The organism is Marinobacterium litorale DSM 23545 (genome assembly GCF_000428985.1).
GTDB classification, from domain to species: domain Bacteria; phylum Pseudomonadota; class Gammaproteobacteria; order Pseudomonadales; family Balneatricaceae; genus Marinobacterium_D; species Marinobacterium_D litorale.
Map to the genome: position 1 here is coordinate 199,659 of NZ_AUAZ01000001.1, position 14,983 is coordinate 214,641.

Sequence of the window (14,983 nt, forward strand, 5' to 3'; positions counted from 1 at the left end):
TTCAAAGCGCGGGTTGTTCCGACTCGCGCAGCCGCGGGGGCGGTGGTTCGAGGTTGGGGGTAAAGCTGGCCAATGGCTCTCCCTTGTAGAGTACGAACAGCCGGCCGCCGTCCCGGGCTACCTGCCAGTGTTCCGCGCTATCGCGCAGGGCGATCAGCAGGGTGCGGGGGGAGAGCAGTGGCGGGTTACACTCGTCGTTCCAGTCTCGGTACTGAGCGTTAGCCAGTAGTTTTGATAACGACGCGACGGTCCAGTTGTCGGGGAGCTCTCGTAACGGTGTGAGAAGGCCCGATTGTGAGGGTGCGATCAGGTTGGGCTCGCGGGCGCGGCGTTTACGTACACTGACATCGCCATGCACGCCGAGCAGCGCGTTATCACGCACGTTGGCATCAAACTCCAGTTGCTCCAGTCCCTCAATGATCCGTCTTAACGACCAGTTACACCCCTTGATCAGGTCCCAGGCGGGTTTCATGGAGGCCCTGGAGCCCAGGGTGTAGCGCTCGGGGTCCCGGTGATCCTGGCTAAACAGAGTCAGTTGCAGAAAGTGGGTTTGAAAATCCACCAGACACTCGGGCTGTTCAATCAGACAGTAAGGCTGTTCGCGGCGCATAAACGCCAGCCACTGTGAGCGATTTTCCAGTTCCGGGAGTACACGAATAATCATCAAAGCGCACCTGAATCGAGCGCCCCATTGTATAGGTAGAAACAGCCGATGACGATAAAGTTACTGAACCGTTCAGCACTGACTGTGCGACCCAAAGCGCCGATGGCGGACTGGGTTGCCCGGGTTGCGCCGGACGAGGCATTGGATCTGGAGCAGCTTCGTCGGGAGGGGACAACATACCTGATCGATGAAGTGGAACAGGAAAGTGACTTTGCAGATGCGCTTAAAAACGGATGGCAGGCGATCTTTGAAAACGAACTGGCGGCCTGGGACGAGTTTGCCGATGAATGGCCAGAACCGCTGACACCTGAGCTGTTCGATCAGTGGTTTGACGTGGAGCCGCAAATACTGGCGTTTGACCTGTCGGCACAGCCCTTGCTTCGGGCAGAACTGGAGAGTTGATCGAATAATATCGATAGCCCGGGAGTTGTCGGGTGATGGAGAGCGTTATGAAGGATGTTGTCGGGCACCTTGAGTTGCACCCATTGAGGGATTCGCTCTATGACGAGCTGCACTCGCGTCCGTTCCAGGTAATTCCAAGCCCGGCACGGGTGACTCATCTGGCACTCCAGGTGAATGAGGAGCAGAAAAAGGAGCAGTTTCTTCATCTGCAACGGCTTCACGAGCTGCTCGGATACGAGGTGCCCGAATATGAGACGCACTGTTACGAACAGACCTTTGGGCAGCTGCGCATTCGATGGGAAAAACACCTGGAATTCACCAGCTATACCTTTATCAATCTGGCGCCGAGTCAGGGTGGTAACCCCTTCGATGAAGCCGGCATCAGCGTCCTTCCCGCCGGCTGGCTGGAGCAGATGCCCGGTACCGTAATCGCCGCTTTCCATGTGGCCATTGAGGACGCCCGCGAACATCCGGAACCGGGTCCCGAAGGGGTTAAGCCCTGGTTTGAGAATCTGCGCCTTATTGGCTCCAGCCCCCAGAACGGTGATGCCCGGGTCTGGACCACGTTCCGGCTGCATTCGGATGGGTTCGGGCGGCTGCTGGTTTACAACAAGCGTATGAGTGACTCTCAGCTGGGGCGTCTGGTTCAGCGTCTGGTGGAGATCGAAACCTATCGCCTGATGACCTTGCTGGCTCTGCCCGAGGCGCGCCGGATCTCGCCGATGCTGGGGGATATGGATGCACAGCTGGCGCAGATTACCCACCTGTTGGCCGAGAACGGCGAGGCGGACGAAAGCGGTCTGCTCGCAGAACTCACCCAGATGGCAGCGCGCATCGAGGCATTCCGGGCTCAGACGACTTTCCGGTTTGCCGCCACCCGTGCCTATGGCGACCTGATCATGAGCCGGATCGACGAGCTCAAGGAGGATGAGGTCTCCGGCCATCTGACCATCAACGAATTTCTAAGCCGTCGATTGCTTCCTGCGGTGCGGACTTGCAGCGGGGTCGGGGAACGTCTGGAAGACCTTTCGCGCCGGGTGGACCGGGCATCTGACATGATGCGTACCCGGGTCGAGATGGCGATCCAGCAGCAAAACCGGGAGCTGCTCAGCTCCATGGATCGCCGTTCCAAGATACAGTTGATGATGCAGCATACGGTGGAAGGTCTGTCCGTGGCCGCAATCAGTTATTATCTGGTCGGGCTGGTAAAATATCTGCTCGAAGCGCTGTATGGGGCCGGAGTACCTTTCGACAAGAGCATTGTCACCGGTATCATGGTGCCTATCGTGTTGCTGGTGGTTTGGATGGCCACCCGGCGTATACATCATCACTTCCACACGCTGGCCAAGAAAGAGCTACCGGAAGTTGAAGCGGAGACAAAACGCAATGAGCGTCGAAAACGAGATTGAGAAACGCCTGCGTGACGGGCTGGAGCTGATCGAGTACCGGTTGGAAAACGAGAGTCACATGCACTCCGGTGATCGTACCGATACCCACTTTAAACTGGTTGCGGTCAGTCCGGACTTCTCCGGCAAGCGACTGGTTCAGCGTCATCAGCAGATCTATGGCTTGTTGTCTGACCTGATGCAGAACCCGATTCATGCTCTGGCGATGCACCTGCATACACCGGAGGAGTGGGCGAGTCAGCAGGGTTTTGTGCCGGATTCCCCCAATTGTATGGGCGGTTCTAAAACCGGTTGATCGTTTTAACCGGCGCACGCCCTCAGTGTCTGCCGGGGGGCTCTGATTGAAAACGCTGTGCGGCGATTGTCAGCCATGGGAGAGTGAGATGTCCGAACATGAGTACCGCCGGGTAAAGGCGTCCCAGACCACGCTCAAGGAGCTGATGGTTCCGCACTATGCCAACTTCGGCGGCAAGGTCCATGGTGGCGTGATTCTTTCGCTGATGGATAAGATCGCGTACACCTGCGCCGCGTCCCACGCGCGCAGTTACTGTGTTACCGCCTCGATCGATTCGGTGGACTTTCTCAATCCGGTAGAAGTGGGCGAGCTGCTTACCCTGCATGCGTCGGTAAACTACGTCGGGCGCTCCTCCATGGAAGTGGGGATCAAGGTGATCTCGGAAGATTTTCACAACGGTATCGTGAAACCGACCAATACCTCCTACTTCACTATGGTGGCCGTGAATGAAGAGACCCGTAAGCCGATGACGGTTCCCGGGTTGGTGCTTGAGGACGATGTGGAGATAAAACGCTTCCTGGAAGGGATGATGCGCCGACGCTTCAAGCAGCACCACCGTGAAGAGATGCGTGAAGCTCGCCGAGCCCTTGATATTGAAAAAGAGCTGCACAAGCTTGAAGGGCAGAACTGCCAACTGGAACGCAGCTAAACGCATAGTCAGTAGCCCCCGGAATAAGCGGCGCATATCCCAGGGGCTATATGTTCGTACCCTCCGAATACAGTGTCCGTCTGGACGTGTACTAAGTCTGTTGGAAGGTGGCTCTGGCGCAATACCGCGCGTGAGCCCTATCGACTGATCCTTCAAGACCCCATTTTTTAGTGAACTCAATTCATCTCTCGTGTGAGCATTTCTAACGCGTTCATATGTCTTTAGTGTTGCTAATGCGAATAAGAATGTATATCGTTTAGATAAAGATAAGCTATCGTGCTTGCTAGAGATGTGTGGAGTAAAAGGATGAATCAGGAAGCCTCAGCGATCGGCACTGGAAACAGCGAGCCCGTTATTCAGACGCATAGCGATATATCGGCGCAGGCGCTGCTCGATCATCTCCAGAGCAGTGCGACAGATCCGCTTCCAGTCACGGATACCACTTTGAACGGCTGGCAGGAGGCTGCTGCGACAAAGCTGGTGGACTTTCTACAGATCGGCGGTCCGGTGGTGTGGATTCTTAGCCTGTTCTCGGTTTTTGCATTGACCATTCTGTGTATCAAGCTATGGCAGTTTGCACGCCTGCGCCCCGAAAGCCGGGCCAGTGTGGAGCAGGCGTTGGCTCACTGGCAGGCCGGTGATGATCAGCAGGCGATCACCTGTCTGAACCGCAGCCGACCTCTGGGGGCGCTGGTGTATCTGGCGATGACCGGAGTGGTTGAGAAACATGATCCTGAGCTGTTGCGTGAAGAACTGTCGCGCCAGGGCTCTGCACTGCTGAATCAACTCAGATCGTACCTGAGGCCGCTGGAAGTTATTGGCACCTTGAGTCCGCTGCTGGGTCTGCTCGGGACGGTTCTGGGGATGATTCTGGCGTTCCAGCAGATGGAAGCCGCGGGGAGTCAGGTTGATCCGTCGGTGTTGTCTGGCGGTATCTGGCAGGCGCTGTTGACCACCGCCGTAGGTTTGGTGGTTGCGATCCCGGTGATGCTGGCCCACAACTGGCTGGACCGTAAAGCGGAACGGGTCGGTGAACAGATCAACGAGACGGTAACGCGGGTTTTTACTGGACGGGCTCGTCAGATGGCGGATTTGAAATGTCGGGAAAAGGTGCTTCGTAATGCAGCTTGATCTGACATCCGGCGCGCGGCGGGCCCGCATCAGCATAACGCCGTTGATCGATGTGGTTTTTATCCTGCTTCTGTTCTTTATGCTTTCATCCAGCTTCATGCAGTGGCGTCAGCTTGATCTGCCGATGCCTACCGCAGGCTCAGCCTCGGACGCGCCGGTAGTTCGCATACGCCTGCTTAACAATGCAGGTGCCATAGAAATCGGTGAATCTCGGTCACGAATGGGTGATACGCAGTGGCTGAAAGAGCGCGTTTTGGATAGCTCGGATGCGGTGTTTGCAGTCGATGTGGCTGAGGGTGTGCAGATGCAGGCGATGATCCACCTTGTCGATGCGTTGAAGTCTGCCGGCGCTACGCGGGTTTCACTGGTCGGGGTGCTGCAATGATTATCTCCTCTGGCGCCAGGAAAAGTTCGCTTGGCAATGACGACAATGTCATTCCACTGATCAACGTCGTGTTTCTGATGCTGATCTTTTTCATGATCGCCGGGCAGATCAGTAAAAGTGATGCAGTAAAGACAGTGCCACCGGATTCAATTAACGATCGGCCTTTCGCCGAAACGCCCGGTATCGAGCTGCTTGTCGCGGATACGGGTGCTCTGTTTATCGATGATAAGCCGGTCGGCATTGACCAGTTGAGCCTTCGTGTCGCCGATGCGTTTCGTCAGTCCGGCGGGAGCGATCAGTTTCAGGTCACGGTGAAGGCCGATAGGTTCTTGCCGGTATCTCGCCTGCAATCGGTACTGGGTGAAATACGAAAAAGCGGCATTGTTCGGGTCTCCCTGGTGACAAAGTTGGTCTCTGCTTCGGTAGGAGGTGGAGTCTGATGGCCGTTACCCGCAGGCACTGGTTTGTGGCGCTGGCGCTGGCTGTGGCTTTGCATCTTGGTCTGTTCTCTCTGGTTGCGGCGCAGTCGCCCACTGACGGTGCAGAAGCCGCGGGTGAAATGGGCGTTGAAATAGACCTCGGCATGATGGGAGACCTTGGTGAAGCGATCGAAACCCAGGAAGAGCAAACCCAGGAAGAGCAGGCACAAGAGCCGGTAGAGCAACCTGTTGAAGAGCCGGTAGAGGAGGTTGTCGAGCCCGAACCAGAACCCGTACCTGAACCTGAACCTGAACCTGAACCGGTTCAGCCCAAGCAGAAGCCAGTAATAGAGACCCAGGCCAAACAAAAGCCTGAACCCAAACCTGAACCGAAACCCGAGAAGCCGGAACCGGTAAAGCCTCAACCTCCGGAGCGGCCCCTGACTCGCAGCGATGACAGGAACATTCAGCAGGAGCAGCACAAAGCGTCCACCGGTCGCAGCAGTGCGTCGACTAACGGTGGTAGCCCGGGCGCAACGCGCTCCTACTTTACTGAGTTGGCCGCGCACTTGGCCCGCCACAAACGGTATCCCGTCTCATCCCGTCGTCGCGGAGAGGAGGGGATTACCAAGATCACATTCGAGGTTGATCGAGATGGGCGTTTGTTGAGCTATCAGATAGCTCAGAGTTCGGGCTCGCACCGGCTGGATGAGGCGGTGATCGATATGCTCGAAAGCGCCCGGCCGCTGCCAGCGTTTCCACCCGATATGCAGCAGCAAACACTGAAAATAACCGTTCCTGTGGAGTTTGCGATCCACTGAGACAGAACCTTTTTAGCCGTCAGTCCAAGCCGTTCTATACGGAAGTAAATACCAATAACAACTGAAGAAAGCCGCTGTGAAAGAAGAGCGGCAGCCAATCTTTATGTCTTTAATCGAAGGGAAAACCCATGGCTGAATCCAAACTGACTTTGAAAGAACTCTCCGCAACGCCGCACTTTACGAGACGTTCCGCGCAGATGGCCGGCACACTGACGTTCGCAATTTCTACTGCCATGCTGGGCAATGCCTATGCGGAAGAGGTGGCGCTCGACAAGCTCGTGGTCGAGGATGAGCGGATTGCCGCAGACTCCAACCCCTATGCAGAACCCGGTGCGCCCTACAAGGCAAAAACCACATCCGATAAGCGCCGTGTCCGCGAGATTGCTGATACGCCGCAGACCATGACCGTACTGACCAAGGACACCATCGAAGATTCCGGTAAAACCGAGCTGGAGGATATTCTCAGTGCGCAGCCAGGTATCACGCTGGGGACCGGTGAAGGCGGTAACTCTTTTGGTGATCGCTACATTATCCGCGGTTACGAGGCGCGCAGTGATATTTATACCGACGGCCTGCGCGAGCCCGGTCTGATTACCCGGGAGACCTTTGCTCTTGAGCAGATCGAAATCAGCAAGGGGCCCAGTTCGACCTTCGCCGGTCGCGGTTCCACCGGCGGTGCGGTCAATACCGTGACCAAAAAAGCCAGCATGGAAGACGACTTTGTGAATCTGGAAGGAGGCCTGGGTACCAACGCTGCCCAGCGCTACACCGTTGATGCCAACCGCGTGATCAACAGTGATCTGGGGGTCCGGTTCAACGCCCTTTACTCCGAGGCAGATACCCCGGATCGCTCGCCGGCCGGGGAGCGTCGCACCGGTGCATTGCTTTCTGGTGTCTATCAGCCGTCACGCAACACGGTGCTGTCGGCCGATTTTTACCACTTCCGCGCTGATGATCGCACTGACCCGGGTTATGCCTATGACCGCAGTACCGGTGGGTTCAACGAGTATGATTATGTGGGTCAGAACGGCCTCGACTTCCAGCGTAGCGAAGCCGACATCTTCACCTTTACCGTGGAGCACGATTTTGGGCGTGGGGTGGAGCTGCAGAATAAAACCCGTTTGGGAGAAACCGCCAATGAATACGTGGTGTCGGCATATTCTGAACGGTTTTCCAATAACCTGCGCTCTTTTGGAGGCTGGCAAGAGAATGACTATCTGGGTAACCAGACCAACCTGATTATTGATCGCGAGCTGTTCGGTAAGCGAAACTCGATCGTCGTTGGGGTCGAGCTGGCCCGTGAAGGTGTTGATTCCGGCAGTTATACACGGGTTGACTACAACAGCTTCGATCTGGACCCCTATAACGCGGATAATGGACTCTGGGAAGGTCGCGTAGAACGCAATGACGCCAATGCCGAGCTGGAGCTGAAAACCGTTTCGGCCTACCTGATGGATACGGTCACACTCACTGATCAGTGGGAGGTGTTCGCCGGTGTCCGCTACGATCACTTTGATTACTCTCTGAAAGCGATACCCCGTGGTGAGTCCGAGTTTGCCGAGTATGAATACACCGATGGCTTCTGGAACGGGCATTTGGGCGTGGTGTACTCGCCCTGGGAGAATGGCAACGTTTACGCCAGCTGGAGCACTTCATCCAACATCAACGGTGGCGAAGCCGATGCCGGTACCAACTGTGGTTACGGCGGCCTGTGTAACGCCGATGATGGTTCCTACACCGATATCAAGCCGGAAGAATCCGTTAATCTGGAGATCGGTACCAAATGGGAGCTGGTGGATGACAAGCTGCTGGCCACCGCGGCGATCTTCCGTACCACCAAGGATAACGTCATCGAAGGTGCGGATTATGAGTCTGCCGGTTCCGGCAACACCGGTAAGAACCGTGTTGAGGGTATCGAACTCGGCCTGTCCGGCAAACTGACCGACAAGCTGAATGTGCAGGCTGGTGTCGCGATCATGGACTCCGAGACGCTGGACTCCTACTTCGATGGGACACACGCCGTAGAGGGCCGGGGCGGGATCTCCTACCCCAACTATATCGGTCTGCCGAAAGCAAACTTCGCCGAAAAGAGCGCCAACGTTCAGTTGAGCTATCAGGCCACACCCGCGTTTGCGTTTGGGGGGACTGCGACCTACTCCAGCGAAATCCTGGGTGGGCAGCCTGATCAGGGCTCCAGCGGTAGCGTTAAACTGCCCAGCTATACCGTGTACGACCTGCACGCCAGCTACGCGTTTGATGAGCAGTTGAGCCTGAGTGCCAACGTGCAGAACCTGACCGACGAGCAGTACTACACCGCGATCTACCGTGGCGGCAGCATCGTCTATCTGGGCGATGGTCGCTCCGCCAGCCTGAAACTGGCCTATAAATTCTAACCGTTTGACGGCTTGCCGGTCGGGGTATCCCGGCCGGCTTTTTTGCGTGCTTTCAAATGCTGAAACTGTGCCTGTATCTGAAAGCGCGAGGAGAGAGCAGTGATACTACCGATAACCAATGTTTTAACCGCGCACCAAGTCGCTCAGATGCGAGAGCATCTGGATCAGGCGAGCTGGGTAGACGGAGCCGTGACTGCCGGCGGGCAGGCGCTGTCAGCCAAGCATAATCTTCAGCTCAGCGAACAGGACCCTCTTGCACGCGAGCTTGGTGATGCAATCCTGACCGCGTTGGCGCGCAACCCGCTCTTTATCTCTGCCGCGCTGCCCCTGAAAATCCTTCCGCCCATGTTTAATCGATATAGTGATGGCGGTACTTACGGTTTGCATGTGGACAATGCGATCCGGGTGATACCGGGCACCGTTACCCGTGTACGGACCGATCTGTCGGCCACGCTTTTTCTGGCGGAGCCTGACGAGTATGAGGGCGGAGAGCTGGAAGTTGAGGGCAAATACGGTACTCAGCGGGTCCGGCTCAATGCCGGTGACATGATTCTCTACCCTTCGACCAGCTTGCACCGGGTGACGCCGGTTACTCAGGGAGCTCGCGTGGCTGCCTTTTTCTGGATTCAAAGTATGGTTCGCGACCATGAGAGACGTGAAATGCTGTTTGATCTGGATACCAGTATTCAGTCGCTGACTGGTGCGGAAGCCGAAGGTCAGGATCTGCAGCGGCTGACGGCTATCTATCACCGACTGATTCAACAATGGGCGGACACCTGATGAAAGCAGCGCAGCCTTATACACCCCTGAGCGAAATCCCGGCTGACCTGGTCAGTGTGACCGACTATGCCCGGCGGGCACCCGAGCATATGCCGCGTGCCATCTACGAATATATTGCTGGAGGCGGTGCTGATGAACTTACTTTGCGCGGCAATCGCGAGGCGCTGGATCGGTGGCAGATTCTGCCGCGGGTGCTGGCAGATGTTACGGAAGGTGGTACCCAGACCGAGTTGCTTGGTCAGCATCTGAGGCACCCGATTGTGCTGGCGCCAGTCGCCTTCCATCGATTGGTTCATCCCGAGGCGGAAGTGGCGACTGCCCGGGCTGCCAGTGCGCTCGAAACGGTGATGGCAGTGAGTACGCTGGCGACGGAGTCGATTGAAGAGATTGCATCGCACCTGTCTCAACCGGCCTGGTTCCAGCTCTACATGCAGCAGGATCGTGACTTTACGCTCAGCCTGGTACGGCGCGCTGAGCAAGCCGGATATGCCTGTCTGATGATCACCGTCGATGCCAGTCTGCACGGCATTCGCAATCGTGCCCAGCGCGCCGGATTTGAGCTGCCTGAAGGCGTTGAGGCGGTTAACCTCAGGGATAGACCGCCTTTGCCCCGGGCAGTATTGGATCCGGATCAAAGCATCGTTTTCCAGGGCATGATGAGTGAGGCGCCGACCTGGGACAGTATTCAGTGGCTTTGTGAGCGCACGAAGCTGCCAGTCATTTTGAAAGGGATTCTTCACCCGGCGGATGCGATTAAAGCGAAGGAGTTGGGCGTGGCCGGACTGGTTATTTCCAACCACGGTGGGCGCACCCTGGATTGCATCCCTTCGGCGGTGGATATGCTGCCAAAAATTCGCGAGCAGGTGGGGCCTGAGATGGTTCTGCTGGCCGATGGTGCCGTCGAGCGCGGCACGGATGTGTTCAAACTGATCGCGCTGGGGGCGGATGCGGTGATGGTCGGTCGCCCCCAGATTTACTCGCTAGCGGTTGCCGGAGCACCGGGAGTGGCGCATATGCTGCGTATCCTGCGCGAGGAGTTGGAGGTGTGCATGGCCATGGCCGGCACACCCAGACTGTCTGATATTGGCCCCCAAGCCCTGATTCGGGTTTGATCAGTGCCAGAGCTCGCAGACCGGTGTATCCCGGGAAAAGCGGTGGGCGACCTGTGCCTGCAGCAGTTCGGCACAGGCCAGCGCATCGGTTAAGGCATTATGAGGCCGGTAGTAGGGCAGGTTATAACGGCCCCGGCTGTCGGCGAGTCGGATCGACTCGCTACTGCGACCCATCAACCGGTCGATCAGGCCCGGTGGCCGACGTCGATGCAGGCGGGCTTCCAGCTCCATGGTATCGATAACCGGAAATTCGATGCCCTCACCAATGCGCTGGCGCAGGGCCGCGTCCAGGAAGGGGCGCTCGATACCGCGGTGATGGACAACCATCAAGTGACCTGCCATCAGGTCCAGCAGCTCCTCCAGAATACGGGTTAAATCCGGAGCGTCCTCCACCTCGGAATGGGTGATCCCGTGAATGACAACCGACTCGTTACGCAGGTCGGCCCGGGGTTTGACCACCCAGTGCCGACCTTCACGCAGACGGATGCGATCCAGCGACATGGTCACCAGTCCGATGCTGACAATATCGTCCTTTTGCGGATCGAGTCCGGTGGTCTCGAAATCGATAGACAGCATGGGGACGTCCGCAATGGGCGTTTCCCCGGCCACAGCCCCCGCCTCATAGAAACGCTTCAAATGGGGATTGCTCGCCTGCTGCGCAAGGGTTGCAAAACGTTCCGACCACTCGGGAACCTCCGGGCTTCCGGGAAGCCGGGTTTCCGCTTCGGCGACTTTGTCACGGCCTAGATAGAACACGATACGCCCTCAGTTTGCCCGGCCGGGCTGATAACGGTACTTGAGAAACTTCTGTGCATTGCTGAGGATCTGGAAGGCATCCTTCAGGTTTTTACGCTCGAAGTCGGACAGGTTCTCCGGTTCGATATCGTTGTCCGGTTCGCGGCCTGCTTCCAGGTCCAGTGCCTGATGGCGAATACGGACCATGGAGATAAATTCCAGGGCATCGCGCAGATCCTGTCCCCGACCCGTGGGCAGGATATCGGCCTCGATGATATCTTCGAGCCGTTCAAAAGAGTTACGTGATCGTGAACCCACTGCCATGCCGTGAACACGAATCAAGTCCGCCAACGGCGCTGTACCACGGCGTTTCATATTGATTGAGCGGGTATGTTTACCCGAATGCTCCATCACGAAATCTTTGAAAAAGCCCAGTGGTGGTGTGCGCAGCAGCGCGTTGCGTGCCATGCAGGCGAGGAAGGTTGAATTATGGCGCGCCTTGCGACTGATCAGGTTGGTCAGGTGCTCGACCCACTCACTTTTGCCCCAGACCGCATCCAGGTCGAAGAAGATAAAGCTATTGAGGAGCTTCTCGGCGGTTGGTTTCTCAATCCAGTCGGAAAAGTACTGTTCCCAGACCCGCAGCGGCTGACGCCATTTGGGATTGGTGGCCATAATCTGGCCCTTACAATATTCGTAACCACAGGCGTCCAACCCATCACAGACAAAGTCGGACAGGTCGCTGAAATATTCTCCATGGATATTGGGGTCGTAGCTATTATCCAGAATCAGTGCATTGTCCTGATCGGTGACGATCAACTGCTCATGACGGGCCATGGAGCCCAGGGCCAGAAAACAGTAGGGGATGGGCGGTGGCCCCAGCTTCTCTTCAGCCAGCTCCAGCAGGCGCTGTTTAAAGCTGCGACCGATAACCGCCATGGCGCTGCCAATCATCCGTGAATTGGCATCCTCATTCACCATGCGGCTGAAGCAGGAGCGTACCTCTCCGGAGAGCACCTTGAGCTCTTCAACGCTATGGGCGCGGAAAATTCGGCCGACCACGAACAGGCTGTTCTGAGATTCGTAGCGAATGATGTCCGAGAGTGCCAGAACGCCAATGGGCTCCTTGTGCTTAAGAACCGGCAGATGGTGAATGTTGTAACGCAGCATCGCCATCATCGCTTCGAAGACGAGCTGATTGTGCTCCACATGGATAATATCGGTACTCATCACCTTTGATATGGGAGTGGCGTAGTCCAGCCCTTCCGCCACCAGTCGGTTACGGATGTCACGGTCAGTGATCACGCCGACCATACGGGCCTTATGGCTGGGCAGATCCTCACGGTCATCGGCGCTGGAGTCCGTAATCAGCAGTGACGAGACACCCTCGTCACGCATCAGCTTTGCGCCTGCCTGAATAGTGGAACCGATATCCATGCTGACCGGAGCACGGGTGACCAGGGATTCAACCCGGGACGTCATCAACTCGTTGGCGTCCTCCCGTCGGGCAAGGGCATGACGCAGGCGGGTTCTGTCTTCCACTTCGACAAAGTCCGCGAACAGCTCATTGTTCTCGAACAACTCACTGAAAATGGCATCCGGAATCAGATACACCAGGGTATCTTCCAGTGCAACGGCTGGAAATCGCGTCAGCTTGTGGCGCAGCAAGCCGAATTCGCCAAAATAGCCACCTTCACTGAGTCGGTTGTACAGATCGCCGTTACGCCGGTAAACCTCAACCGCCCCGCTGCGAATGAAGTACCAGGCATCGACGGGAGCGCCAAACTCTAAAATCCGATCCCCGGCCTTGAAGTAGCTGACCTCGACGTTAGTCGCCACGTGGTTCAGTGTCTCTTCCGGCAGTTCGGTAAACGGCTGCCAACGGCGGAGGAAATCGAGAATCTCTAGGTGTTCAGCCTGCATGACAGACCTCTAAGTCATTGTCTAACCAAAAAGGGCGGATAGCATAGTCGCGCTATCCGCCCCGTTTATGGAGTGCGCAGGTTTAGCTTGCGCGCGGCTCCGATGCCAGTCCTTTCACCACCGACACGGCGGCGATCAATAGGACGATGGTGAATGGGAAGCCGGTAGAGACCGCCATGGCCTGCAGCGCTACCAGGCCGCCGCCAACAATCAGGGCGATGGCAACCAGCCCCTCGAACACACACCAGAACACACGTTGCGGAGTCGGTGCATCAACTTTACCCCCGGCGGAGATGACATCGATAACCAGGGAGCCTGAGTCAGACGAGGTCACGAAGAACACGACAACCAGGATGATGGCGATGAACGATGTGATCTGAGCCAGCGGCAGGGCTTCCAGCATTGCGAACAGTTGCAGCGGAAGATCCGCATTGGCGGCCGCTTCATAGCCGTCGGCAACAAACTGGGTGATCGCTGTATTGCCGAATACGGTCATCCACAGTACGCAGGCCAGTGACGGTACGATCAGCACGGAGATGATGAACTCGCGTACGGTGCGGCCGCGGGATACACGGGCGATAAACATGCCGACGAACGGTGACCAGGAGATCCACCAGGCCCAGTAGAATGCAGTCCAGCCGGACGCAAAGTTAGGATCCTCGCGGCCTACAGGGTTGGCCAGCGCCGGTAAATGCTTCAGGTAAGCAAACAGGTTATCGAAGAAACCGGTGAAGATTGCCAGGGTTGGACCGACAAAAATAACGAACAGCAGCAGCAGAAGCGCCAGCACCATGTTAATTTCGGACAGTCGTTTAACACCGGCTTCCAGGCCTGCCATCACGGAGATCAGGGCGATCGCGGTAATACCGATAACCAGCAAGATCTGAGTGGTGTCTCCCAGCGGCAGCCCAAACAAGTGGTTCAGGCCTGCTGCTGCCTGGGACGCGCCCAGACCCAGCGACGTGGCCAGACCGAACAGCGTTGCCAGTACGGCGACGATATCGATGATATGACCGACCCAGCCCCAGACAGCTTCGCCCAGCAGCGGGTAGAATACGGAGCGGATGGTGAGCGGCAGACCCTTGTTAAAGGAGAACAGTGCCAGACCCAGCGCCAGAATCGCGTAAATCGCCCAGGGATGCAGCGCCCAGTGGTAGATGGTTGCGGCCATGCCGAGCTCGGTGGCCAGCGCCGCGTTGTCTTTAGCCTCACCGACGGCCCCGCCGAGCGGAGCCCAGTCGCTACCACTGAAGGAGGTCGAGAAGTGTGTCAGTGGCTCCGACACGCCGTAGAACATCAGGCCGATACCCATACCGGCGGCAAACAGCATGGAGAACCAGCCCAGATAAGAGTAGTCGGGTGTTGCCAGTGTACCGCCCAGCCGCACGCGGCCCAGGGGGGAGAACGCCAGCACCAGACAGATGATGACGAAGATATTACCGGCACCGATAAAGAACCAGTCCAGGTTCGTGGTCAACCAACCACGGATGCCGTTGAAAAGAGGCTCAGCCTGATTTTGAAAAGCCAGGGTGAGAAAAACGAAGGCGACCACGGCCAGCCCCGATATGGCAAACACCCGGTTGTGAATATCAAGGCCAAAGGGGCCCACGTTGACAACAATGTTGTCCTGACCGATCTGGTAATCGGTATCGTAAGGATTCACCTCACCGTCGGGTATCATCGGATCTTTAGAATCCGTCATATCGACTTTCTCCTTAAGGCAGCTTGCTAGATACATCCATATCTGCACCATCGGTCGATCTATTTAACAGACCGTAATTGACCATTGGCTCAGATTTGGCACAGTATCGGGATAGGCTAATTGAGAAGCAAGAGCAGGACCGCCGGAAGTGGCCTTCAAGCGTGCG

The 14,983-nt window shown here is 56.9% G+C and carries 15 protein-coding genes; 11 read left to right on the forward strand and 4 right to left on the reverse strand.

The genetic code is table 11. From position 1 onward, the window contains the following. Window position 1 precedes the first annotated feature (1 nt). Window positions 2-664: a hypothetical protein gene (locus tag G403_RS0100920; protein WP_027852326.1), complete on the reverse strand. Its 663-nt coding sequence runs from the start codon at window positions 662-664 to the stop codon at window positions 2-4. 48 nt (window positions 665-712) lie between these two features. Here G403_RS0100920 and G403_RS0100925 point away from each other — a divergent pair, with 48 nt between their 5' ends. From G403_RS0100925 to G403_RS0100975, 11 genes are all read left to right on the forward strand, one after another. After that, window positions 713-1,066 (forward strand): hypothetical protein, encoded by a 354-nt coding sequence (locus G403_RS0100925; RefSeq protein WP_245578173.1) that lies wholly within the window; start codon window positions 713-715, stop codon window positions 1,064-1,066. A 47-nt stretch (window positions 1,067-1,113) separates the two neighbouring features. Further along, window positions 1,114-2,475, forward strand: coding sequence for a DUF3422 family protein (locus G403_RS0100930; RefSeq protein WP_027852328.1), 1,362 nt, complete (start codon window positions 1,114-1,116; stop codon window positions 2,473-2,475). After that, window positions 2,453-2,767, forward strand: coding sequence for a BolA family protein (locus tag G403_RS0100935; protein ID WP_027852329.1), 315 nt, complete (start codon window positions 2,453-2,455; stop codon window positions 2,765-2,767). The genes G403_RS0100930 and G403_RS0100935 overlap by 23 nt, the downstream gene beginning before the upstream one ends. A gap of 88 nt (window positions 2,768-2,855) precedes the next feature. Then, a complete protein-coding gene (locus G403_RS0100940) occupies window positions 2,856-3,416 on the forward strand; it encodes an acyl-CoA thioesterase (protein WP_027852330.1) in 561 nt (186 codons plus the stop codon). Between the two features lie 306 nt (window positions 3,417-3,722). Beyond that, window positions 3,723-4,547 carry a MotA/TolQ/ExbB proton channel family protein gene (locus G403_RS0100945; protein WP_027852331.1) on the forward strand — a complete coding sequence of 275 codons (825 nt, stop codon included), beginning with the start codon at window positions 3,723-3,725 and terminating at the stop codon, window positions 4,545-4,547. Next, entirely contained in the window at window positions 4,537-4,932 is a 396-nt protein-coding gene (locus G403_RS0100950) for an ExbD/TolR family protein (RefSeq protein ID WP_027852332.1), read from the forward strand. The genes G403_RS0100945 and G403_RS0100950 overlap by 11 nt, the downstream gene beginning before the upstream one ends. Beyond that, window positions 4,929-5,372: an ExbD/TolR family protein gene (locus G403_RS21695; RefSeq protein ID WP_051298321.1), complete on the forward strand. Its 444-nt coding sequence runs from the start codon at window positions 4,929-4,931 to the stop codon at window positions 5,370-5,372. The genes G403_RS0100950 and G403_RS21695 overlap by 4 nt, the downstream gene beginning before the upstream one ends. Continuing rightward, complete coding sequence (locus G403_RS0100960; protein WP_036231977.1) at window positions 5,372-6,172, forward strand: energy transducer TonB; 801 nt, start codon at window positions 5,372-5,374, stop codon at window positions 6,170-6,172. Before G403_RS21695 ends, G403_RS0100960 begins: the two co-directional genes overlap by 1 nt. A gap of 128 nt (window positions 6,173-6,300) precedes the next feature. Then, window positions 6,301-8,565, forward strand: coding sequence for a TonB-dependent receptor (locus G403_RS0100965; RefSeq protein ID WP_027852334.1), 2,265 nt, complete (start codon window positions 6,301-6,303; stop codon window positions 8,563-8,565). 99 nt (window positions 8,566-8,664) lie between these two features. Next, a complete protein-coding gene (locus tag G403_RS0100970) occupies window positions 8,665-9,345 on the forward strand; it encodes a Fe2+-dependent dioxygenase (protein ID WP_027852335.1) in 681 nt (226 codons plus the stop codon). Next, window positions 9,345-10,457 carry an alpha-hydroxy acid oxidase gene (locus tag G403_RS0100975; RefSeq protein WP_027852336.1) on the forward strand — a complete coding sequence of 371 codons (1,113 nt, stop codon included), beginning with the start codon at window positions 9,345-9,347 and terminating at the stop codon, window positions 10,455-10,457. The genes G403_RS0100970 and G403_RS0100975 overlap by 1 nt, the downstream gene beginning before the upstream one ends. Here the strand turns inward: G403_RS0100975 and G403_RS0100980 are convergent, their stop codons facing one another. The 3 genes from G403_RS0100980 to G403_RS0100990 form a co-directional block, all read right to left on the reverse strand. Continuing rightward, the gene (locus tag G403_RS0100980) at window positions 10,458-11,213 is read right to left on the reverse strand and encodes a 3'-5' exonuclease (protein WP_027852337.1); all 756 of its coding nucleotides are present in this window, start codon (window positions 11,211-11,213) and stop codon (window positions 10,458-10,460) included. It lies immediately after the preceding gene. Between the two features lie 9 nt (window positions 11,214-11,222). After that, window positions 11,223-13,115, reverse strand: a complete 1,893-nt coding sequence (locus G403_RS0100985; protein ID WP_027852338.1) for a DUF294 nucleotidyltransferase-like domain-containing protein — start codon at window positions 13,113-13,115, stop codon at window positions 11,223-11,225. Between the two features lie 82 nt (window positions 13,116-13,197). Next, window positions 13,198-14,817 carry a BCCT family transporter gene (locus G403_RS0100990; protein ID WP_027852339.1) on the reverse strand — a complete coding sequence of 540 codons (1,620 nt, stop codon included), beginning with the start codon at window positions 14,815-14,817 and terminating at the stop codon, window positions 13,198-13,200. Window positions 14,818-14,983 lie beyond the last annotated feature (166 nt).

Bases quoted from the DNA above. Each gene is read 5' to 3' on its own strand.
- G403_RS0100920 (WP_027852326.1), bottom strand. From the start codon at position 664: ATGATTATTCGTGTACTCCCGGAACTGGAAAATCGCTCACAGTGGCTG.
- G403_RS0100925 (WP_245578173.1), top strand. From the start codon at position 713: ATGACGATAAAGTTACTGAACCGTTCAGCACTGACTGTGCGACCCAAA.
- G403_RS0100930 (WP_027852328.1), top strand. From the start codon at position 1,114: ATGAAGGATGTTGTCGGGCACCTTGAGTTGCACCCATTGAGGGATTCG.
- G403_RS0100935 (WP_027852329.1), top strand. From the start codon at position 2,453: ATGAGCGTCGAAAACGAGATTGAGAAACGCCTGCGTGACGGGCTGGAG.
- G403_RS0100940 (WP_027852330.1), top strand. From the start codon at position 2,856: ATGTCCGAACATGAGTACCGCCGGGTAAAGGCGTCCCAGACCACGCTC.
- G403_RS0100945 (WP_027852331.1), top strand. From the start codon at position 3,723: ATGAATCAGGAAGCCTCAGCGATCGGCACTGGAAACAGCGAGCCCGTT.
- G403_RS0100950 (WP_027852332.1), top strand. From the start codon at position 4,537: ATGCAGCTTGATCTGACATCCGGCGCGCGGCGGGCCCGCATCAGCATA.
- G403_RS21695 (WP_051298321.1), top strand. From the start codon at position 4,929: ATGATTATCTCCTCTGGCGCCAGGAAAAGTTCGCTTGGCAATGACGAC.
- G403_RS0100960 (WP_036231977.1), top strand. From the start codon at position 5,372: ATGGCCGTTACCCGCAGGCACTGGTTTGTGGCGCTGGCGCTGGCTGTG.
- G403_RS0100965 (WP_027852334.1), top strand. From the start codon at position 6,301: ATGGCTGAATCCAAACTGACTTTGAAAGAACTCTCCGCAACGCCGCAC.
- G403_RS0100975 (WP_027852336.1), top strand. From the start codon at position 9,345: ATGAAAGCAGCGCAGCCTTATACACCCCTGAGCGAAATCCCGGCTGAC.
- G403_RS0100985 (WP_027852338.1), bottom strand. From the start codon at position 13,115: ATGCAGGCTGAACACCTAGAGATTCTCGATTTCCTCCGCCGTTGGCAG.
- G403_RS0100990 (WP_027852339.1), bottom strand. From the start codon at position 14,817: ATGACGGATTCTAAAGATCCGATGATACCCGACGGTGAGGTGAATCCT.